Annotated in this window: 28 protein-coding genes; 20 read left to right on the top strand and 8 right to left on the bottom strand. The window is 60.8% G+C overall.

The genetic code is table 11. From position 1 onward, the window contains the following. Positions 1–10 precede the first annotated feature (10 nt). The 5 genes from CAF77_RS09340 to CAF77_RS09320 all read right to left on the bottom strand — a co-directional run bounded on the left by CAF77_RS09340 (position 11) and on the right by CAF77_RS09320 (position 4,189). Positions 11–2,806 (bottom strand): toprim domain-containing protein, encoded by a 2,796-nt coding sequence (locus CAF77_RS09340; protein ID WP_085654364.1) that lies wholly within the window; start codon positions 2,804–2,806, stop codon positions 11–13. 4 nt (positions 2,807–2,810) lie between these two features. Beyond that, positions 2,811–3,044, bottom strand: coding sequence for a hypothetical protein (locus CAF77_RS09335; RefSeq protein ID WP_085654363.1), 234 nt, complete (start codon positions 3,042–3,044; stop codon positions 2,811–2,813). Between the two features lie 73 nt (positions 3,045–3,117). Next, complete coding sequence (locus tag CAF77_RS09330; protein ID WP_085654362.1) at positions 3,118–3,483, bottom strand: hypothetical protein; 366 nt, start codon at positions 3,481–3,483, stop codon at positions 3,118–3,120. Then, positions 3,480–3,959, bottom strand: coding sequence for a YmfL family putative regulatory protein (locus tag CAF77_RS09325; protein ID WP_085654361.1), 480 nt, complete (start codon positions 3,957–3,959; stop codon positions 3,480–3,482). The genes CAF77_RS09330 and CAF77_RS09325 overlap by 4 nt, the downstream gene beginning before the upstream one ends. A gap of 29 nt (positions 3,960–3,988) precedes the next feature. Beyond that, positions 3,989–4,189: a DNA-binding protein gene (locus CAF77_RS09320; protein ID WP_085654360.1), complete on the bottom strand. Its 201-nt coding sequence runs from the start codon at positions 4,187–4,189 to the stop codon at positions 3,989–3,991. A gap of 92 nt (positions 4,190–4,281) precedes the next feature. Here CAF77_RS09320 and CAF77_RS09315 point away from each other — a divergent pair, with 92 nt between their 5' ends. After that, complete coding sequence (locus tag CAF77_RS09315; RefSeq protein ID WP_170928945.1) at positions 4,282–4,629, top strand: helix-turn-helix domain-containing protein; 348 nt, start codon at positions 4,282–4,284, stop codon at positions 4,627–4,629. A gap of 102 nt (positions 4,630–4,731) precedes the next feature. Next, positions 4,732–4,917, top strand: a complete 186-nt coding sequence (locus CAF77_RS09310) for a hypothetical protein (RefSeq protein ID WP_025111113.1) — start codon at positions 4,732–4,734, stop codon at positions 4,915–4,917. A gap of 40 nt (positions 4,918–4,957) precedes the next feature. Here the strand turns inward: CAF77_RS09310 and CAF77_RS09305 are convergent, their stop codons facing one another. The 3 genes from CAF77_RS09305 to CAF77_RS29500 all read right to left on the bottom strand — a co-directional run bounded on the left by CAF77_RS09305 (position 4,958) and on the right by CAF77_RS29500 (position 8,113). After that, positions 4,958–5,215 carry an ogr/Delta-like zinc finger family protein gene (locus tag CAF77_RS09305; RefSeq protein WP_081794887.1) on the bottom strand — a complete coding sequence of 86 codons (258 nt, stop codon included), beginning with the start codon at positions 5,213–5,215 and terminating at the stop codon, positions 4,958–4,960. Between the two features lie 74 nt (positions 5,216–5,289). Then, on the bottom strand, positions 5,290–6,132 hold the full coding sequence (locus tag CAF77_RS09300) for a phage portal protein (RefSeq protein ID WP_256576145.1): 843 nt from the start codon (positions 6,130–6,132) through the stop codon (positions 5,290–5,292). Next, positions 6,071–8,113, bottom strand: coding sequence for a terminase large subunit domain-containing protein (locus CAF77_RS29500; RefSeq protein WP_085654357.1), 2,043 nt, complete (start codon positions 8,111–8,113; stop codon positions 6,071–6,073). The genes CAF77_RS09300 and CAF77_RS29500 overlap by 62 nt, the downstream gene beginning before the upstream one ends. A gap of 162 nt (positions 8,114–8,275) precedes the next feature. On the opposite strand from CAF77_RS29500, the gene CAF77_RS09290 reads away from it, so the two are divergent. The 18 genes from CAF77_RS09290 to CAF77_RS09210 all read left to right on the top strand — a co-directional run bounded on the left by CAF77_RS09290 (position 8,276) and on the right by CAF77_RS09210 (position 20,197). After that, on the top strand, positions 8,276–9,199 hold the full coding sequence (locus CAF77_RS09290) for a GPO family capsid scaffolding protein (RefSeq protein ID WP_085654356.1): 924 nt from the start codon (positions 8,276–8,278) through the stop codon (positions 9,197–9,199). 1 nt (position 9,200) lies between these two features. Beyond that, positions 9,201–10,220, top strand: coding sequence for a phage major capsid protein, P2 family (locus CAF77_RS09285; protein ID WP_085654355.1), 1,020 nt, complete (start codon positions 9,201–9,203; stop codon positions 10,218–10,220). Beyond that, complete coding sequence (gene gpM / locus CAF77_RS09280; RefSeq protein WP_085654354.1) at positions 10,217–10,936, top strand: phage terminase small subunit; 720 nt, start codon at positions 10,217–10,219, stop codon at positions 10,934–10,936. The genes CAF77_RS09285 and gpM overlap by 4 nt, the downstream gene beginning before the upstream one ends. A gap of 98 nt (positions 10,937–11,034) precedes the next feature. Next, a complete protein-coding gene (locus tag CAF77_RS09275; RefSeq protein ID WP_085654353.1) occupies positions 11,035–11,496 on the top strand; it encodes a head completion/stabilization protein in 462 nt (153 codons plus the stop codon). Continuing rightward, a complete protein-coding gene (locus CAF77_RS09270) occupies positions 11,493–11,945 on the top strand; it encodes a phage tail protein (protein WP_085654352.1) in 453 nt (150 codons plus the stop codon). Before CAF77_RS09275 ends, CAF77_RS09270 begins: the two co-directional genes overlap by 4 nt. Next, on the top strand, positions 11,932–12,615 hold the full coding sequence (locus tag CAF77_RS09265; RefSeq protein WP_085654351.1) for a phage virion morphogenesis protein: 684 nt from the start codon (positions 11,932–11,934) through the stop codon (positions 12,613–12,615). The genes CAF77_RS09270 and CAF77_RS09265 overlap by 14 nt, the downstream gene beginning before the upstream one ends. Before the next feature lie 11 nt (positions 12,616–12,626). Continuing rightward, entirely contained in the window at positions 12,627–13,742 is a 1,116-nt protein-coding gene (locus CAF77_RS09260; protein ID WP_085654350.1) for a DUF2586 domain-containing protein, read from the top strand. Positions 13,743–13,748: 6 nt separating this feature from the next. Continuing rightward, on the top strand, positions 13,749–14,201 hold the full coding sequence (locus tag CAF77_RS09255; RefSeq protein ID WP_065257744.1) for a phage protein: 453 nt from the start codon (positions 13,749–13,751) through the stop codon (positions 14,199–14,201). Then, entirely contained in the window at positions 14,201–14,413 is a 213-nt protein-coding gene (locus CAF77_RS09250) for a TraR/DksA C4-type zinc finger protein (protein WP_085654349.1), read from the top strand. The genes CAF77_RS09255 and CAF77_RS09250 overlap by 1 nt, the downstream gene beginning before the upstream one ends. Continuing rightward, positions 14,410–14,706: a hypothetical protein gene (locus CAF77_RS09245; RefSeq protein ID WP_085654348.1), complete on the top strand. Its 297-nt coding sequence runs from the start codon at positions 14,410–14,412 to the stop codon at positions 14,704–14,706. Before CAF77_RS09250 ends, CAF77_RS09245 begins: the two co-directional genes overlap by 4 nt. Continuing rightward, the gene (locus tag CAF77_RS09240; RefSeq protein ID WP_085654347.1) at positions 14,703–15,236 is read left to right on the top strand and encodes a lysozyme; all 534 of its coding nucleotides are present in this window, start codon (positions 14,703–14,705) and stop codon (positions 15,234–15,236) included. The genes CAF77_RS09245 and CAF77_RS09240 overlap by 4 nt, the downstream gene beginning before the upstream one ends. Next, positions 15,236–15,751, top strand: a complete 516-nt coding sequence (locus CAF77_RS09235; protein WP_085654346.1) for a lysis protein — start codon at positions 15,236–15,238, stop codon at positions 15,749–15,751. The genes CAF77_RS09240 and CAF77_RS09235 overlap by 1 nt, the downstream gene beginning before the upstream one ends. Further along, positions 15,748–16,038, top strand: a complete 291-nt coding sequence (locus CAF77_RS09230) for a putative phage tail assembly chaperone (protein ID WP_085654345.1) — start codon at positions 15,748–15,750, stop codon at positions 16,036–16,038. Before CAF77_RS09235 ends, CAF77_RS09230 begins: the two co-directional genes overlap by 4 nt. Positions 16,039–16,061: 23 nt before the next feature. Then, positions 16,062–16,202, top strand: coding sequence for a hypothetical protein (locus CAF77_RS29340; RefSeq protein ID WP_170928943.1), 141 nt, complete (start codon positions 16,062–16,064; stop codon positions 16,200–16,202). Between the two features lie 5 nt (positions 16,203–16,207). Then, positions 16,208–18,193, top strand: a complete 1,986-nt coding sequence (locus CAF77_RS09225; protein ID WP_085654344.1) for a phage tail tape measure protein — start codon at positions 16,208–16,210, stop codon at positions 18,191–18,193. Beyond that, a complete protein-coding gene (locus CAF77_RS09220; RefSeq protein WP_085654343.1) occupies positions 18,190–18,507 on the top strand; it encodes a DUF2590 family protein in 318 nt (105 codons plus the stop codon). Before CAF77_RS09225 ends, CAF77_RS09220 begins: the two co-directional genes overlap by 4 nt. Beyond that, positions 18,504–19,676: a baseplate J/gp47 family protein gene (locus CAF77_RS09215; protein ID WP_085654342.1), complete on the top strand. Its 1,173-nt coding sequence runs from the start codon at positions 18,504–18,506 to the stop codon at positions 19,674–19,676. Before CAF77_RS09220 ends, CAF77_RS09215 begins: the two co-directional genes overlap by 4 nt. After that, positions 19,673–20,197 (top strand): phage tail protein, encoded by a 525-nt coding sequence (locus CAF77_RS09210; protein WP_085654341.1) that lies wholly within the window; start codon positions 19,673–19,675, stop codon positions 20,195–20,197. The genes CAF77_RS09215 and CAF77_RS09210 overlap by 4 nt, the downstream gene beginning before the upstream one ends. Positions 20,198–20,201: the final 4 nt, after the last annotated feature.

The raw sequence follows: 20,201 nt of genomic DNA, 5'->3' as shown, positions 1-20,201 counted from the left end.
AGCCTCCTTTTCACGCTTTGAAGATCCAGCACTTGACCGTCGTCGGACGGCCTGGCGCCAGTGGGGTTTTGGCGTTCAATGCCGCACGTACTGCGCTGTGCACGGCCTTATTGGCATCGAGAAATTTGTGCGAACGGGATTCCTTGAGTAGGTCGCGCAACGTGGCCACGTCGGCCAGTTTCTGTTTGTGTTCGGCGGCGCGTTCGCTGAATTCGTTGAGGTTGATCGCGATAACGTTCGGGTCGCTGCTGTGGTCGACCACCGGGTCTTCGCTGAGCGACTGGAGGTAGTCGTACACCTCCCAAAACTCGGCCACCGCCGGATGGTCGGAGCTGATCGAGGCCTGGCGCTCGATGGCCATGCGCACGATCTGGCGCTGGGTCGCGGATACCTGGGCGTCGTCCAGTTTCAGAATCAAGCGCAGGGCATCGAGCAGCGACAGCAGCTGCGCATGGTTCTTGCTGATCCGCTCGACGCGGATGTACCCGCGCAGGTCGTATCCACAGCTGCTGCAGTTGCCTTGCTCGTTGAGATACTCCGTACCGCAGGCAAAGCAGTGGGTGTGCAGGCGGCGCAGCCTGGCTTCGTGTTCGGGCATGCGTTGGGCGAACAGCTCGAGCACGGCTGACTCTTTGCCGACGGCCCGAATTAGGAAGTGGCTCAGCGTGCCGCCGTCCAGGGCGTTCAGCTTGTCCGCTGCAGCACGGCTTTGCGGCGTCACTGTCGGCCTGACGAAGTGCAGCTTGACGATCCGGGTCATGATCGCTTCATGAGCGACCACGGCCGCGTTCTGGCTGATGGCGATCGTGCCGCGAAACGGGGGTTCGTAGGTTTCGTTGCCGGCGGTCTTCACACCCTTGGTGGCCAGCGTGCCGCCGCCGTAGAAGTCTTTGAGCTCGTCCCATTCGAAGGTCTTGGCGTGGGATCGGTCATCGCCGTGGCGATCGGCTTCCAGAAACACCACCGGCATGCCCGACACCTGGCCCATCAACCGCGAGCGACCGGCTTTCGTCGACTTCATTGGGTCAAAGCCTTCGTAGCCTTCACGGCCGAGCAGTTTCCACAGCAGGTTGAGCAGGGTGGTCTTGCCGGCGCCGGCCTCGCCGGTGGCTTCCAAAAACGGAAACGACTGGTAGCGTGCGCGGATCTGCTCGCAGTACAACGAGCCGAAAAAGAACACCAGGGCCACCAGGCCTTGGGCACCGAAGCAGGTCCACAGCAATGGCAGCCAGGCTTCGTTGAAGTCCTTGCCATCGCGCTGCAGCTTGATCGGCACGCCTTTTTGCAGGGTCTTCAGGCGCAGTTTGCCGAACTCGAAATAGTCCTCGCTGTTGACCTTGTAGGTCGTGCCGTCCTTGATCGCCAAGTCGCCATAGACGTAGCAGCCATATTCCTTGCTGTAGCCCACGTAGTCGATCGTCGACACGGTTTTGATACCGAACAGTTGGTCCTTCATCAGCTTGTCCAGCTGCTGGCCGCTGCCGGTGTACATGGCACCGGCGGCCATGCCGAGCAGGCGTTTTTTGAATTCGCTGGCGGCTGAAAGCTGGCCGCTGGTGAAGGTGTTCTTCACGCTCTCGGAGTCGTGCGGGAAATCGACGCGCAGGTAATACCAGGACTCGTCCGTCACTTCGTTGCGCTGGAAATACAGGGCTTGCGGGTAGCAGTTGGCAATCTCGACCACGCTGCCCGATTGCTGCAGCGCTTTCTCGCGTTGCTGTGCTTGGTTGAGCAACTGGTCGTCGTGGTTCTCGCTGTCCTCGATGTCCTGCATCGCCCGGTTGAATTTCTCCATGTCCAACTTGAACCAGTACAGGCGACTGCCGAAGCCTAGGTGGAATTCACCACGCTTGTTCCAGTCGTACATCAGCAACGCTTTTTCGGCCGCGCTTTCGGCAAGCAGCAGGGCGCCCAGGTGACGCGCCTGTTTCAGATCAGCCGCGATCTGGTCGGCTCGTTGGCTCTCGTCTTCGATGAAATTCCAGCGCTGATGTAGATCGTTCCAGTCGGTCTTGCGGCCGTCACGCAGAGGGATCTGCGCCGCCTCACAGACGAACCCCAGGGCTCGCGCTTGCTTCGCCCAGCGTTTGGTGTAGGCGTGGGCGCCAGACTCGTTGTCGAGCGCCCAGACCAGCTTGGGCAACTTGCCGTCGCGGTCACGGGCGAGGGCTCGCAGTGATTCTTCAGGGAAGGCATTCGAGGACATGGCCGATACTGCGACGATGTCGTTGTGCACCAGTGCGATGGCGTCAAAGATGCCTTCAACAATCCAGACTTCTTTCGCTTCCAGTAGGTCCACGCAGGGCGGGCACCACCAGACGCCGCGATAGCTGTCCTTGGATTTGAAGCGCGCTTTCATCTTGCCGAAGCGGTGCGGCCGATCGATCAGGCGTTCCCACCAGCCGCCTTTCGCCAGTGCAAAGCGCACGGTGGCGCTGCCGGCGTTGTGGTCGGGGGAGTAAAAGCTTTCCTGGGTGAACCAGCCCTGGATCAGCTCGATGCGAAAGCCTCGGGCGAATTCCAGGTAGGCACGGGCGGTCGCGTTGGGGTGTTGGTCGGTGGCCGGCGCACGCTTGCTCCAGTCTTCGAACAGGTCTTCGTACAGCTCTTTCACATGTAGGGTGTGAGCGCATTTTTCAGGTCTGCCGCAGATAACCAACCACGGAGCATCAAAACGGGTGTACAGCGTTTTCTGACGGCACTTCGGGCAGGTGCCGCCGCGCATGTAGTCAGTGCTCGTCCGATGCTTGAGCCCGTAATCGGTTTTCAGGCGCTCGATCACGTCGCTGCGCAGTTGCTCTTTCATGGGGTTACTTCGCTTTCTTGAGGCAGTAGGAGAGGGCGCCAATCAGGTGTTTCTGAGCGGCCATCACGGGGCAGTGGGCGAGGATTGAGCCGTGGCGCAGGCCATCGGGAATCAGGCGGAATTGGTCTGCGTACCAGAGTTCGTTGAAGTTGAGACGGTACTGCTCGCGCAGGTTGGCCAAGAGCGCTTGAGCCTCTACAGGCGTCAGTTTTGCGTTGATATTCAGGGCGTTTTCCATCGTCAAACCTCAATTTCGGGCGCAGCTCACCCAAACCCACGGCAATGGGGATCGGGGATTTTTTGGTTAGGTGTTAGGAAGCGGTGATGCGAAAGCGCCCGTTATCGGGAGCAATGAGGATGCGTTCGTAGATCAGGCTGACCGGGATTGCCCAGGCGTTGCCGGTGGCGGTATCGAAAATCACGGTGTGCGTGGATGTGCTGTTGATGACATCCAGTCGCTGCCGATCGCTGACCGCTGACATTTCACTGTTGGCCAGATGCACCAGGCGTTCGGCGTGCTGCGGCGTGGCGTTGTAATCCGTTACAAGGTGCTGAACAGCACGTTTGAACAGTTGCTGATCGTCGCCCAGGTGTTCGCACTGATGACGTTCAAGAAACGCAAAAGCCGCGGTTTTGAGCATGTCCTGGTACTCCTGTACGGCAAGCAGATTGTTCATTGGTTGTTCCCTGGTTTGGCGCGGTACAGGTCGATAGCGGCCAGCACTTCAGCGTGACGTGCGGCCATGTGGAGGTTGTGAGCAGCAAGGATGTGTTCGGCTTCATCCATGCTGATAGAGCCGTCTTCCAATGCCTGGGCAATCGCCTGGTCAACGCAACCGCGCTTGGCCGATACCTGCACCGACCGGGCATACAGTTCGACGTTGTCCAGCTTCTCCGGGTCGGCAACGGCCACAAACAAACCGCCATACATTTGCGCCACGTAGTTCGGAAAGTGGTTAGTGCCGCTGGCTTGCTCCAGCATGTAAACCTGGACATCCGTCAGTGGACTGCAACCGGCATTCTCGTAGGCGTGGTTGTCGAACTTTTTGACTTTCATTCCCAAGTGATCGGCAGCGCCTTCGCGTCCCTCGGGAAAACTGCGAATGATCTCGCGCATTGCTTCCTTGCGCGTCTTTAGAACTGGGCTTTTCATCTTCTACTGTTCCCTGTTAATACAGATCGTTACTGTTCGATCACGCCGTCTTTGATGCCGAGTAGTACGGCGGCGCGATGTGCCTCCCCACGGCGACCTTTGATCCTTCCATTCAAAAGGTCGCTGACTAAATTTTTGTTCAAGTCGTGCTTGCGGCTGAATTCCGCGATGCTCATTCCTTTGCGATCCAACGCCTCTCGGGCTTGCTCGGGTGTAATGGTGGCGGGCATAGTGCGCACTCTGTTCAGTTGTGTTTACTTGTGTTTGTCTGTGGTGATTCTTGGTCAAAAAAATGATCAAGTCAATGGTGGTGAATAAAAAAATGATCATTGCTGATCGAGTAGGCGATCGCCTGAGGGAAGAGCGCGAGCGCCTAGGGCTGAATCAAACAGAGTTTGGAGTGCGTTTAGGCGTCAGTCGTGGGACGCAAAAAAACTATGAACTGGGGGCGAGTTCGCTCGATCTTCGATACGTAAGCGCGCTTGAAGAGCATGGAGCTGATGCGGCTTACATCTTGACTGGGCAGCGTTCGACGCCAATAGGTCAAATGTTGTCAGCGGCAGAAGAAGAGCTGATAAACCAATACAGAAGCATCACGCCGTTTGACCAGGAAGCGATACGTCGTTTTCTCCAGGCGATGGCCGATGACGCTGCCCGTCAAAAGAATTAACTCGCAACAAAGGCTTGTACGACATTGGTCGCCCCCACGTTCTAAAGCCGATCCTCACTCCGTCAATGCCGATTCAGCCATGCACTTTATGGAGTAGTCAGCATGTTGGATCGCATCAAAAAAGAACCTCTTTGCTTGGGATTTGCCGAGTTCGAATGGCACAACCTGAGCAAAGCGGAACGCCGCCTCATTGGCCTATACCGGTCATTGAGTGAAAAGGAGCAAGGTCAGCTTCGTCGGCTATCTGAAATTCTTGCCATCAATCCTGAAGAGTCAGCCAACAGCTGATGTCTTGATCGCCGACGTTTCGGTGTCGGCGATTGAACTGTCACGCAACTGCCTGTGCTCCGAGCTGCTCGAACAACTCCCGCTGTTTCGCCCTGGGCATTTCCCGGAGACGATCGAACAGTAATCGGTCGAAGGTCTGCGCTGATGGACTCAGCGTGTGGGAAAACGTCAAATGGGCGACCCATGTATGCCCGCACTGGACGTCCAGGCACTGGCAATAGAGCGTCACGAAATCTGGCGATTGCGGCTTGCTATCGCGGATTAATCCCTTGTTTCCACACTTACATGTCACTCGCATATGTCCCTCCCCAGGGGCAGCTGATCGCCACCATATTGCCACATTTTGTAGTGGCATCCGCTGCGCTTACTGATTCATGCAGTGACATCCACTGCATCAGGTACAGGTTTCCAGCCAAACCGCCTATCTTCGCGTAGCCGGTCGTTCAGCTGATTGAACAACTGACAGATCGGTCGAATCTCGTTGCTGGTGTACACGCGATCAATCTTCTCGATGTCACCGAATCCCCCGGTGTTTTCCGGGATGATGCCGGCCAGTGCGGGGTTCATCCGCCAGGCCGCGATGACATCGTTTCGGGTGATGTTCTTCACTTTCTCCAGTTCGTCTTTCGCCTGGAAGTCACCCACCGGGATGATCTGGATTGCGTTCTCTTTGCCGTTGGGGATGTTGACGAACATTGAGCGGAAGTTGCCCACACCTTTGCTGGCGCTGATTTGGGCGCGCAGCTCGTCTTCGTCCTCTTCGGTCAGGTCGGGATCGTTGGTGTAGAAGATGTAGCCGGCGTGCGCGCCGTTGCTGTAGTAGCGCCGGCGGAAGAGGGTGGCGGCTTCATTCAGCAGCAACGCCTGCAGGCCGCCCAGATAGTCCGGAATCCCGTAAATGTTCTGTTCCACGTCGTAGTCCAGGACGTGGGAGATTTCGTGCGCCTCGAACTCCATTTCCTTGTTGTCAGGCAGCAGCATCACGAAACCGCCGTCGACCTTCACGCGCATGTTGATCGCCGGCAGGTGCTGCAGCTCCAGCACCTGGCCGAACGCGTTGGTGTCGTTGTAGAAGTACGCTTCGCCGAACACCATGTAGTCCAGCCCGGCACGGCCCATCGTCTCCGTGCTGCAGCCGGCCGAGGCGATGAACTCACGCAGCAACAGGTTGCGCTTGAACTTCGGAATGGCTCCGTGGTGCGCGTTGGCGCGCAACAGCTTCGCCAGGCCAGCCCGCGATACTGGCGGCTTGTAGATCTTGCCGTCGTCGCTGGGAAACACGCCCACGTACTCGCCGATGTTGCCGGACAGCACCTGCTCCGGCTCCCCGAACGTAAACGAGCGCATTGGCTGTTGCTGTGGTTGGGCTACGTGGTGCTTTCTGCGTTTGCGGTTGGCCATGGCTGCTCTGGTTACTCGTGACGTAGCGGCTACGGCGCCGCTTGTTGGTGTTCAAAGGTTCGTTGGACAGGGCATGCATCACCGCCCAAGCAATGTCGGCGTGACCGGTGGCTTCGGTACGGGATGCGCTGTAGGTGATCTGCCCGCTGTTGGTGGCGCCGCGCTTGATGGTCAGGAATGCCTGGGCGATGTCCGTCCAACCGGCGTCCCACTCGATGCGACTGCCTTGGATCGTGTCCTGCGCTTTCAGCACCAGGGCGTTTTTCGCCTCAAGGCTGTAGTGAATCGGTGTTGCCTTGGCGTAGAAGTCCCGCACCAGGTCGAACACGCCGTAACCCACGCCGGTGACATCGATGCCGATGTGCTGCACGTTGAAGCGCTCGGTCAGCTTCTTGACCTGCGCGGCCTGGTAGGTGAACGAGTGGCCCCGCCAGCTGTGCTTCTCCAGGATCCGGAACTTCGCCCCGGGTTCGAGTGGCGGCGCAATGACCACGCAGGTAGCGTCGTCGCGGGTGCGGCTTGGGTCGTAGCCCAGCCAGACCGGACTGTTGCCGAACGGGCGATCCAGATCCGGGTTGTAGTCCTCCCACAACGACAGATCCGAGTAGCAGCGCTCCAGATCCTTGAGACTGAACGCGCTTTGCGTGCTGTCGATGAACTTGCAGTAGAACAGTTGCTGGAATTTGTCTTCGTCGTACTCCAGCTGCAGCTGCTCGAGGTCGAACAGATCGCAGCCGCCGGCGATCGCATCGTCCAGGGTGATGGTCTTGCGCCACTGGCCGTCCGGGCACAGCGCGCCCTGCGTGTAAGCCGCTTCGGTCGGCCACACGCCGCCGGCCTTCTTGCCGCGCTTGCTGTTGCGGAACTCTTCACCCGACCAGAACGGGTACGCCTGGTGCGACACCGCGCTGGGCGTCGAGAAATAGGTTTTGCGCCATTTCTTGTGGGTACCCATGGCGCTGGCGACGGTGCTGAGTTTTTCGAAGTCGCGAATCCAGAAGTATTCGTCGACGTAGACGTGGCCGTGGTAGCCCTGGGCGGTGCTGCTGTTGGTGCTGAGAAAGCGTAGCTCGGCGCCGTTGCTGAGGGTGATCGGGTTACCTGTCAGCTCGATGCCGAACCACTGCTGGGCGAACTGGATGATGTAGCTGCGGAAGATCTCCGACTGCGATCGGCTGGCCGACAGGAACACCTGGTTGTCACCGCTCAACACGGCGTCCATGAACGCTTCGCCGGCAAAGTAGTAGGTCAGGCCGACCTGACGGCTTTTCAAAATGTTCCGGACACGGCGGGTCAGCGGGTTCTGTTTCGCCTCGAACAGCTCTTTCTGGTAGCCGTACATTTTCGAGATGAACTTATCCAGGAAGTCCACTTCGGCCAGGCCGCTGATGTCGTTCTTTGCCTTCTTTTCGCGCTTCTTGCCGCCGCCCTCGCCACGCTCACGGCGTTGACCAGGCTGACGTTCGCGAGGCTCGTCCGGACGATCTGTTGCCGCCGCCTGCGCAGGTTTGGCCGCCAGCTTTTTCAGTCGCTCAAGCAGGCTTGTCAGCCGCTCCAGTTCGTCCAGTTCGGCTTTCGTCAGCGGCTCGACCTTCTCCAGAATCAGGGTGATTCGTCGGTTGACGGCGCTCAACGGTTCTTCGTCCGTCAGCATCTCGTCCCAGCCGCCTTGGCGGATCCAGTAGTAGACGATTCGGATATTGGGCAGCTTCAAATGCGCCTGGATTTCCTTCACCGAACAGCGGCGCAGGTAGAGGCGTTTTGCGGCTTCTTTGACTTCGGTCGGGTAGTTCATGGGCCGCAGTCTATGCGGCGAAAACGCCGGAAACGCGGACTGAAATGCGGCTTTCTTCGTAGAGTTTTCTTCTACGAATCGTGCCGAAGCAAAGCGTTTGTTTGGGGGATTTCGGCTCCCTATCGTGGCGGCACATTCAACGATTGAGCGCAGTCACCGACCATGCCCCGTTCCCTTGTCTCCTACTGGAAACGTGTTGCCACCAGCGGCCCGACCGTCGATGGCCGCGAGATCCTGCCCCAGGAGCTGCGCGACATCGCCGAGACGTACACACCGGCGAAATACACCGCTGTGATCTGGTGCGACCACGAGCGCTGGCCAGGCTCGCACGGCACTGTATTCGCCGTGCGTTTGGTTGAAGAGGGTGAGGATCTGGAGCCTGGCCAAATCGCGCTGGAAGCTCAGCTGAAACCGAACGATCGCCTTCTGTACCTCAACGACCAGGGCCAGAAGCTGTTCAGCAGCATTGAAATCACCCCGAATTTCGCCGGCAGCGGCAAGGCCTATCTGACTGGCCTGGCGGTGACTGATTCGCCGGCGAGCCTCGGCACGCAAGAACTGTATTTCTCCAATCGCACCAGTCGCGCCGCGTACTACGCCGCCTCGCAAGAACTCGGCCCCCTGCGCGAAATCGAGCCGCAGGGTGAGATCGGGCGCCTGGCCGCCATGTTTACCCGCCTGTTCAAGCGTTTCGGCGTTGAAGACACGCCCACCGAAACCACTCCGCAAACCCCAACCGAGAGCAAACCCCCACTGGATGAAGCTACCGCAACGGCCTTGAAAGCCCTGCTGGCCCAGCTGCTGGTCGTCGCTGCCGGCATTCAGGCCGTGATCGAGCCTGCAGCCGAAGACGCACCGGAACCCGATCAAGCCCCGATCGATGACGTCAGCACGGCTGTCGACGAGATCGTCACCACTGCCGAGGAACAGCGCGAATTCAAGCGCAATGGCGGCGGCAACAAGGCAGTGCTTGCAGCGCTGACCAGCTTGCAGAAGCAGTTTACTGCGCTGCAGAACACCCCTGCCGGTCGCCAACTGCCGCGCACCACCGGCGCCGCCGACAAATCCAAAGCGCGGGTGCTCTGACATGGCCCGTTCACTGAGCGCCTACGGCGCCAAGATGTACGCCGAAATGCAGCTGGCGATCGCCGAGACCTACGGTGTCGAGCTGGCCAGCAAGATGTTCTCTGTTGAACCGTCGATCGCCCAGGAACTGAACGAGGCTATCACCGCCAAGTCGGACTTCCTGCAACGCATCAACGTCATTCCGGTGACCGAGGTCAAGGGCGAGAAGGTGTTTATTGGCGTGTCTGGCCCGGTGACAGGCCGCACCAACACCAAGACCACCGACCGCGTGGCGAAGGACGCTTCGGCGCTGGATAACAGCACCTACGAGCTTTCCTCGACCGAATCGGATGTGGGCCTGCCCTACGCGAAGATCGATGCCTGGGCCAAGTTTCCGGACTTCCATCAGAAGTATTCGGCTGCTGTGCAGAAACAGATCGCCCTGGATCGCATCATGGTCGGCTTCCACGGTGTGAAAGCGGCTGCGCAGACCGATATCGAAACCTATCCGATGCTGCAGGACGTGAACAAAGGCTGGCTGCAGCAACTGCGCGAGCAGGCGCCGCAGCAGGTTCTCAAGGAAGGTAATACACCTGGCAAGGTCACCATGGGGCCGGGTGGTGATTACGAGAACCTGGACGCCCTGGTGCATGACACCAAGCAAATGGTGGACGAGCGTCTGCGCGACAGCGGCGACCTAGTAGCGATCATTGGCACCGACCTGCTGGCCGCTGACAAGGCGAAGCTCTATGCCAAACAAGGCGACACCCCGACCGAGAAAGAGCGCATCGAGGACGCCCAGGTGATCGCCACCTACGGCGGTCTGCCGAGCTTTAGCGTGCCGTTCTTCCCGGTCAACGGCGTGCTGGTCACCAGCTGGGACAACCTGTCGATTTACTTCCAGGACTCCAGCTGGCGCAAGCAAACCGTGGACAACCCGAAACGTTCCCGCGTCGAGGATTACAACAGCCGCAACGAGGGCTACGTGATCGAGCAGCTGGAAAAGATCGCGCTGACCGAAAACGTGGAGCTGGTGAAGTGAGCCTGGCCCTTGCCCACAAGCGCAGCATTTTGGCTCAGGGAACCGCCGCAGTGATCGCTGCTGCAGCGGCACCGCTGGCGTATTCGCCGGCAGAAGCCCTGAGCAGCCCAGCCAACGCGAAAAAACACCTGCTGCTGATGCAGGCCTCGCTAGATGAAGACCTGAAGCGCTTGAGCGATTTAAAGAACTTGGCGAGCAAGCAAACGCTTAAGCGAACTGAGTTGCTGCCCAAGTACCAGGACTTCATCCAGCGCTACATGGATTCGGGCCTGGTGATGCAGAACCCCGTCCTGGTGCAGGTGATGGTCTGGCTGTTCGACACCGAGCAGTTCGAAGACGGTCTGGAACTGGCGGACTTCGCGATCGAGCAGGGCCAGGAAATGCCGGAGCGCTTCAAACGCAACGTGCAGACGTTCGTGGCGGACGCGGTGATCGAATGGGCTTTCCGTGAATACAACGCCCAGCGCAGCCCGGAACCGTACCTGTCCGACCTGCTGCCGCGTGTCGACGGCGAATGGGATCTGCCCGAACAGATCCCGAGCAAGTACCACAAGTTGATCGGCATGCGCGCCATGGAGGCCGAGCAGTGGGAAACGGCGCTCAAGCACCTGGAGCGATCTACCGAGTTGCACGCCAAGGCCGGCAACGAGACACGCATTGCGAAGTGCCGTAAGGCGATCGCCAAACAAACACCCGCCGTCACCGGCGCCCAATAACCGACTACCCCCCCAGCGGGGAACTGTGGACGTGTGTCTGCCATTTATGGACAGCCCCACGAAAAACAGTCTCCCCGCCCTAATTCGAGCGGTCAGCAATGAGCTTTTCCGGGAAACCCACCACCATCGTGGAACAGGCGATCGAGAACGACGGCTTCTGGCCGAACCTCTCCGTGGCCGAGTTTCAGAAGGGCTATCGCCTGCCGGCGGAGTTCCTGGGCGACCTGCTGACCGACGCTTTGTTTATCGCGATGGCCGAGGTCAATACCGACCTGGCCAAGCTCAAAACCAGCTGGCAGGCAGCGGGCATCGTCGCTGTGGAAACAGCCGATCCGATGCTGCTACCTGAGCGCGCATTCAAAGCCAAGCTGTACAAGCGCGCCGTGTATTGCCGCGCCAAGGCCAGCGCCCTGCAGCAGTTCGCGACCGTGACCCGCCGCGAGAGCGCCGAGAACACCGGCAAGGAAGCGCCGGAGCGTGAAGACACGTTTCTGGCATTCAGTCAGCAGGCTGTGCGCGCCCTGCAGGGCCGTGGCCGCATTACGGCGGCACTGCTATGACCAAGCTGCAGGCGTTGACCGCCTACCTACAGGAACGCCGCCTGGTCGAGCCTGAACAGCTCGACAGCTGGACGGAGCAGGTCAAGCTGTCGCTGATCTGGAAACCCGACGTCGACGGCATGCACTTTGCCGACATGCACTATCGCGCCGTCATTGTCCTGGAGCGTTTCGCCGCCAATCCGGCCCGCATGATGGCATTGGTGGGCAGTTGGCTGGAGACCCACGACGCCGACCGCGACCGCCACGAACTGCCGGCGCCGGAATTCGCCGTGGAGCCCCTGGACAGCGATCTGTTCGACGTGGAAGTCACGCTGGAATTCGTCGAGCCGCAGTATCTCTCTGAAGAACCGGACGGCGAGATCCAAGCCTTCGGCAAGACCTGGGCGTTCATCCCATTTGACCTGTGGGTCGCTGAGCGCGGCGAGGTGGCCACCAGTGGCGGGGCGTAGCACGTTCGAACTCGACGTCCGGGGACGCCTGGGCGTGCGTGAGCAACTGGCTTTGCTGGCTTTGCCGCCTCAATTGCGCCGGCGTTTGCTGAACCAGGTGACCAAGCGTGTGCGGACGATGAGCCGCAAGCGTCAGCGCGCCCAGCAGAACGTGGACGGTTCGGCGTTCGCCCCGCGCCAGGGCGAGAGCAAGGGCAAAAAGAAGATGGAAGCCGGCCTGGCCAAGCTGATGGTGGTCACCCGCGTGACCACTGACGAAGCGGAACTGGGCTGGAAAAACGCCCTGACCCGATGGGTCGCCGCCCAGCAGCACTACGGCTTCAGCGAGCGCCGCACTGCCGCGCAGATGCGCCGCTGGAACAAAACCCCGCCAGGCCTCGCGGCCACCGAGAAACAGGCAAAGCGCCTGCGCCGGTTGGGCTTTCGCGTGCGTCAGGTCGGCAAAAAGACACTGACCAGGCCGTCAGTGGCGTGGATTCAAGAACACGTGAATTACGCCAAGGCAGGTTTGCTGATTCGCATCCTGGACGACCAGCGCAGTGAGTCATCGGGCGCGCAGAGCTGGGAAATCACGCTCCCGAAACGCCAGTTCATCGGCGCCGAAACCGAACGCGACACCGACCTGCTGATTAGCCAGATGTTGCAACAAATCCTAACTTCACCCCGCTAACGAGGCACTGCATGGCACTCGGTCAAGTCACCGTCGACAATCTCAACCTGGGCCAGGGGCCTGTGAGCGAGATTGAGCGTTACTTTCTTTTCATCGGCCCCGCCGGCAAGAACGTCGGCCAGATCCTGCCGCTGAACACAGACAGCGATCTGGACGCCGAACTGGGCGTTCCGGCCAGCGACCTGAAAACTCAAATCACCGCCGCCCGTCTCAACGGTGGCCAGCGCTGGGCATGTGTCGCGGCTCCAATCGGCGCCGAGGGCAAATGGGACGAGGCGTTGGAGAAAGCCCAGCAGCAGGGTTACTCCGTGGAAGCCGTGGTGATTACCAAAACGGTGACCGCAGCCGTCGAGCTGTCGGCGATGCATGACGCAGCGATCGCGCTGAACAACACCTACGGACGCCGCGTGTTCGTCATGGCGTCCGCGCCTGGCGTCACCGCCGAACAGACCTGGGCGCAGTACGTCAGCGAACGCAAAGCGTTGCTGGCCAACCTCGCCGCGCCGCGTGTGCTGGTCGTACCGCAGCTGCACGGCAATGACCTGGGCGTGTTGGCCGGTCGCCTGGCCAATGCTTCCGTGAGCATCGCTGACAGCCCGATGCGCGTGGCTACCGGTGCCGTGCTGGGCCTTGGCCCTGTTCCGATCGATGGTGAAAAAGTCCCGCTGACCTCGGCTGTGCGCAGCGAGCTGGATCGGGCGCGCTACTCGGTTTCGCAGACCTATCCGGATTACCCGGGCGTGTACTGGGGCGACGGCAACATGTTGGACGCCGCCGGCAGTGACTTTCAGGTCGTGGAGTACCTGCGCATCACCGACAAGGCCGCTCGGCAGATCCGCCCGCTGCTGATTCGTCGCGTCGCCGATCGCCGCTTGAACAACACCCCCAACAGCATGGCCGTCAACACCAACCAGTTGATGGCGCCGCTGCGCGCCATGGCCAAGTCCGTCACTTTCGCGGGCCAGGTGTTCCCCGGCGACATCGAGCCGCCAAAGGACGGCGACCTGGTGCTGACCTGGCTGAGCAAAACCAAGGTCGCGGCCTACATCAAGCTCAAACCCCACAACTGTCCGAAAGACCTGACCGCGAACATCGCCTTGGATCTTTCCACTGAGAAAACGGAGTAACGCCCCATGGCGAAGATTGGCGGCAAGAACTTTGACGTGAACCTGGGCGACATCGCACTGCACGTTGAAAGCTGCACTTTGGATATCACCGACAACTCGGCAGTGGCCCAAACCCGTGGTGTGCCGGACGGCTACGTGGACGGCGACGTCGCCGCCGCTGGCGAACTGGAACTGGACAGCACCAATTTCAACTTGCTGGTGGATGCCGCCCGCTCGGCGGGCAGTTTCCGCGAGCTGAAACCCTTCGACGCGGTGTTCTTTGCCAAGGCCGGCGAGGACGAAGAAATGCGCGTGGAAGCGTTCGGTTGCCGGGTGAAGGTCTCCAGCCTGCTGTCGATCGATCCCAAGGGCGGCGAGAAGAGCAAACACAAGGTTCCGTTCGACGTCACCAGCCCGGATTTCATCCGTATCAATGGCGTGCCGTACCTGGCCGCTGCTGAAACCGAGGGGCTGCGCTGATGGTGGACTGGTTCGACCGTGCCCAGGAGCTGGAGCAACGCCAACGTGACCAGGCGATCAAGGCCCAGCTGAGCAAGCCCGTACCGGTCGGGCCGAGCCTGACCCATTGCCAGGACTGCGACAAACCAATCCCGCCGGCGCGCCAGGCGCACGGTGGCATAACCCGGTGCGTCCCGTGCCAGACGGACGTCGAAAAGAGTGAGCGCCGATGACCACTGAAACTTCGCGTCTGGGAACGCTGGAGCGGCAAATCGCCGTGATCGAGCACCGCATGAACGAGTTTGAAGGTCGTCACGACACCGTGCCGACTCGCGTGACCAAGCTTGAGCAGCAATTCGAAAACATGACTGGCCAGCTCAAAGAACTGAACAAGGGACAGCAGGCGTTGACCCTGGCGGTCAACGTGATCGGCTCCAAAGTCGGGCGCTTGCTGACCATCCTGACGCTGGTTGGCGCCGTGCTACAGATGGTCGTGCCGGCAGTGTTGCGGGTGTGGTTCCCATGAGCCTGCGCGGCAGGATCATGGCCGGTGTGATCGCGCTGGCCAGCACGCCGCTGGTGATCTTCCTGGGCACCTGGGAAGGCAACGGCCAGAACACCGTTTACGCGGACAAGCTCGCCGGCGGACTGCCCACGGTTTGCAAAGGCATCACCCGATTTACCAGCCCGTACCCGGTCGTCGTCGGCGACTACTGGTCGCCCGCCAAGTGCGCCGAGGTGGAGCAGCTGGTGATCCGCAAAACGCAGCTGCAGCTGGCCGAGTGCATCACGAACCCGAACGTGGGCCAGAACACGTTCGACGCACTCACCAGCCACGGCCACAACTTCGGCGTGACCAGCACCTGCGCCAGTCGAGCGGTCGCGCTTATCAACGCCGGTCGCATCGCCGAGGGCTGCAAAGCCCTGGCATGGGCGCCGGACGGCAAGACACCGGTATGGGCCTTTGTGACTGATACCAAGGGCCAGAAGCGCTTTGTACCAGGGCTTCACAACCGCCGACTGGCCGAATCCCGGCTGTGTGCGGAGGGCCTTTGATGCTGCGCGGAGCCTTGTTCCTGGTCGTGCTGTGCCTGGTTGCCTGGATCGGTTTTGACGTGCTTACAGGCCAGCGCGACGAAGCCAGGCGCGAGCGCGACAGCGCGCAATGGGAGGCCAGCGGCCTGCGCGAAGCGGCACGCATCAGCGGCGAAATGCTCGCTGAGCGGGACGCGATCGACCAACGAAACACCAAGGAATTGACCGATGCACGCACTGAAAACGAACGCCTGCGCCGCGCTGTTGGCGATGGCACTGGCCGGCTGTACGTCAGCGCCACCTGTCCCGCCTCCGGATCTGTGTCCGCCACCGCCGGCGCCGCCCGCGTGGCTGATGCAGGACGCGCCGAACTCGCTGCAAACGCTCGACAGGATTATTTCACCCTCAGAGATCAACTCGCCCAAAGCCGGCAAATGATCGTCGGACTGCAGCAATACGTCCTGGGCGTTTGCCGGCGATCGCCGGCGCCTCAGGACAAAACTTTTCCCAACCTCAACAAGAGCGATACCCCATGAGCCAGCAAAACACCGAAATCACCCTGGAAGTCGGCGAACAGGAATTCACCTTCAACCTGACGCCTGCGGACGTGACCAAGTACTTCAACGCCCTGACCCAAACCAACAAGGTCGCCCCGGGCAACAACCTGTTGATGACCACCGTCAAGCAAGAGGAAAAGGCCACGCTGAAACCGCTGCTGGCCAACCCGGTGATGGTGATGCAGCTCGCCGGCGCGCTGCTGGAGGAATACGCGCCCAACGTTGAGGTGATCGTAAAAAAGCGCTCGAGCACGCTGAGCGCCTGAGCGAAAACGGCCTGGGCCAGTTGATGGCCCTGACGCACCGCTGGCTACCTGGTGCCGAACCCACGCCCGAGGCGATGGGGACGGCCAAGTGGCTGGAGGACGAACACTGGAGACGCATGGAGTTTGCCGTTGCTAACGGCATCGCCATTGCGCTGAACGGGTAACGACTTTGGCAGACCGTAGCGCCAGCCTAGCTTTCATCCTGAGCTTGCAAGACAAGGTCACCGCGCCCCTGGGCAAGGTGAAAATGGGTTTTGCCGAGCTTTCCGATCAAAGCGAAAAGCACATCAAGACGATCGGCCTGGGCTTGGGCGGTCTGACGGCGGGCGTGGTCGCCATTCGCGAATCCATGGAACCGGCGCTGGAGGTCAATCGCGCCCTGGGCGACGTCCGATCGCTGGGCGTAGCCGAGGACGCGCTGTCGGCGCTCAACGCCAAGTCACTGGAGTTCGCGGTGAACTATGGCGAGAACGCCAAGGACTTTGTGGCGTCCGCCTACCTGATTGAGGGCGCCATCAAGGGCCTTGCCGGCAACCAGCTGGCGACCTTCACCAACACCAGCAACCTGCTGGCCAAGGCCACCAAGACCGACGCCGAAACCATGGGCGAATACGTCGGCACGCTCTACAACCTGCAGAAATCCCAAGCCGATGCGATGGGGAAGGGCGCGTGGGTGGAAAAACTCGGCGGCCAGACGGCGCTGGCGGTGCAGCTGTTCCGTACCAGCGGCGCGGCCATGAAAGACGCCTTCAAGGAAGCCGGGGCGATCGCCACGACGTCCGGCGTCGATCTGGCTGAACAGATGGCGGTGATCGGCACGCTGAGCAGCACCATGGAAGGTGGCGACGCCGGCGGACGCTACAAGGCGTTTTTCGAGAACATCGGCGCCGCCTCGGAAAAGCTCGGCATGAAGTTCACCGACCAGCAGGGCAAGGTACTGCCGATGATGACCATCCTGGACAAGCTCCAGAGCAAGTTCGGCGACCTCACCAGCGCGTCAGCCGGGGCCAAGCTGATGGAGGCCTTCGGCGGCGAAGGCGCCCAGGTAATCGGCGCGCTGGCCAAGGACACCGATCGGCTGCGCAACGGCATCGAGCAGTTGGGCAAGGTGCGAGGGTTGGAGAACGCCGAGCAGATGGCCCGGGCGATGGTCGACCCGTGGCAACAGTGGGCGTCCCTGGTCGAAGTCATGCGAGTGGTGTTCGGTCAGGTGCTGATCCCGGTGCTGTCGCCGTTCATGGCCAAGATGGTGGACATCGGCAAAACCCTGGTGCGCTGGTCGCAGCTGTTCCCGAACATCACCCGCGTGATCGGCATCACCGCGCTGACGATCATGGGCATTGTCGCCGCGATGTCGGCGCTGACCATGGTGGTGGGCATTGCCCGCATGACCTGGTTGGGCATGCTGACCGTCTGGAAAGTCTTCCAGCTGATGGGGCTGCGCACCGTCGCGGTGTTCATCCTGCAGAAGCTGGCCATCCTGGCTTACGTTGCGGTGATCTACACGCTGAGCGCCGGCCTGGCGCTTATTCGCGGCGCCATGATGCTGTGGCAGGGCGCGATCTGGCTGGTCAACGCGGCGCTGCTGGCCAACCCGGTGGTGTGGATTGTGGTCGGGATCGTCGCCCTGGTGGCGGTCATTGTGGCGGCGGTCGCCTTCTGGAACGAGTGGACGAGCGCCCTGATGAACACGGCCGCGTTCCAGTTCGTCGCCGACAAGCTGCAGAAGCTATCCGACTGGTTTAACTCCATGGGCGGCTGGTCGGGCATGGCCAAGGCCGCGTGGGACAGCATCGTCGGCATTTTCACCAAGGCCGTTAACGGCGTGATCGAGCTGCTGAACAGCATCCCGGGCGTGAATATCGAAGCGCGCTTCGGCGGCATGCCCGAAGTGCCAGGCGTCGACGCCGCTGCCAGCGCTTCCGACACCGCCAACGCTGCGCAGAAAGCCCAACAGACCATCAATGCGGCCATTCCAAGCCTGTCGCCGGCGCGTCCGTCTGCGGTGCCGCCGGGTGGCCTGCTGACCAGCATCCAGAACAACAACAGCAGCCAGAACAAGGGCACGCATGTAGAGAACGTGACTATCAACACCGGTAAGCAGATGACGCCCCTGGAGATGGAAAACATGGTCGCCATGGCGGTGGGCGGATGAGTGAGTACGTGGATCTGCTGATCGTCGGCAACGACCTGGCGCTCGATCCCTCCAACCAGCCCCGTTTGATCGATGACCGCGCCTGCATCGCCCAGGACATCGCCCACATGATCCGCGACAGCGGGCTGCTGGTGACGCTGGTGGCCGAGCGCGATCGCCTGCGTCAGCGCGATTGCATCCAGCGGATGGAACTGCTGGTGGAGGGCGACGTGCGCCTGGTGCCGGGGACGGCACGCATCACCCAACAGGAACCAGGCGTTTACCTGGTGACCGCCAAAACCCTGAAGTTCGGATCGATTGAGGTAAGTCTGTGAGCGTCGATTTTAAAAAGGTGATCGCCGACGCCGGCATCCCGACCACTGAGGCGGGATTGAAGGCCGAGTGGGAAAAGGAAGTTGAAGCCCAAGGCGCGAAAGTGGCCAACACCAGCAGCTATTCGCCGTTCTGGCGGGTGATGACCGCACTGGTGACCAAGCCGGTTTTGTGGCTGCTGGATTTCCTGTGCCTGACCGTGCTGCCCAACTTCTTTGTGAAAACAGCGGTCGACGCCTGGCTGGACACGCTCGCATGGGCGGTCAACGTCGAGCGCAAGGGCGCGACCAAGGCCCAGGGAAAGCTGCTGTTCACTCGGGCCATTCCGGACGGTGTGCTGGAGCTGGAAAAGGGCATTGTGGTGCAGTCCGCCGCAATCAACGGCAACGTTTACCAACTGGTCACTACGGCGCCGGCGACGTTCCAGCAGGGCCAGCTCCAGCTGGACGTTCCGGTCGAGGCGATCGAGGCGGGCAGCGGTTTTAATCTGGCCCCGGGTTACTACGCGATCCTGCCGGTGCCGATTCCCGGCATTGTCCAGGTGGTGAATAAAGACGGGTGGCTGGCTTCACCAGGCGCAGATCCGGAACCCAACGACCAGTTGCGCCTGCGCGTGCGTAACCAGTTCTCGGCGGTCAACCAGTGGCACACCGACGCGGTGTATCGCGCCATGATTTCCGCCTTCCCGGGCGTGCGTCCGGATGGCGTGTACTTCGAACACGGTGCCCCGCGTGGGCCAGGCAGCGCCAATGCCTACATCCTGTTTGATGCGGGTGTACCGGCGGCCAGCTATCTGGAAAAGATCAACGCGCATATCCGCGACCAGGGCAACCACGGCCACGGCGATGACCTGCTGGCCATGGTCATGCCGGAAACCCTCTCCAACATTGTGGTGAACGTCTGGCCGTTCTCCAATCAGACGCCAGAGCAGAAAGCCACACTCAAACAGGAGGTGGAGTTTTTTGTACGTGCGGCCTTTCGCGAAAGCACACCCCGCGACTACCAGCCCACACTGACGTATCCGCAAGCGCGATTCAGCAAAAGCCGCCTTTGCACTGAACTGCACGAACAATTCCCCAACATTGAAGCGGTGAAAATCACTCCGATGGTGGATGTGGTGAACGGTCTGTCCATACCCCGTCTGGAGAACCTGACGGTGGTGATCCAGTGATCAAGATCAAATTGCCTTTCTGGCTCGGCGGCGCCGAGCTGACCAAGCTGGTCGCGGCTGCACAGTCCTGGTGGGAAACCGTCACCGGCTGGCTGCGCTGGCCCTATTCGCAGATCGATCCGGACACCTGCCACCTGAGCATCCTTGAACTGTGGGCTTGGCAGCGGGACGTGACGCGCTTCACCGGCGAGCCGGAAAGCCTGTTTCGGCTGCGCGTGAAATACGCCTTCATCAATTCGGTCGACGCCGGCAGCACCGCCGGCATGAAACGCATTTTCGAGCGCCTGGGTGTCGGCTACGTGGAGATCGAGGAGCGCCAGCCTGATCGGGATTGGGACGTGGTGCTGCTCAAGTTCAGCAACGCGCAGCTGTCGCTGAATCCCGAGCTGCTGCGCGTGCTGATTCAGCAATACGGTCGGACGTGCCGGCGTTATGACTTCGTGACCATCACCCCCGTGGGCCTGCAAATGGGCCTGATCGACTTCAACGACGACCAGCAAACGCTGGTCGCCAGCCTGTAGGAGC

The organism is Pseudomonas sp. R15(2017) (genome assembly GCF_002112685.1).
Classification (GTDB): Bacteria; Pseudomonadota; Gammaproteobacteria; order Pseudomonadales; family Pseudomonadaceae; genus Aquipseudomonas; species Aquipseudomonas glycinae.
Note: the sequence above shows the minus strand (reverse complement) of the source record. Positions and strands in the feature narration are given on the sequence as shown.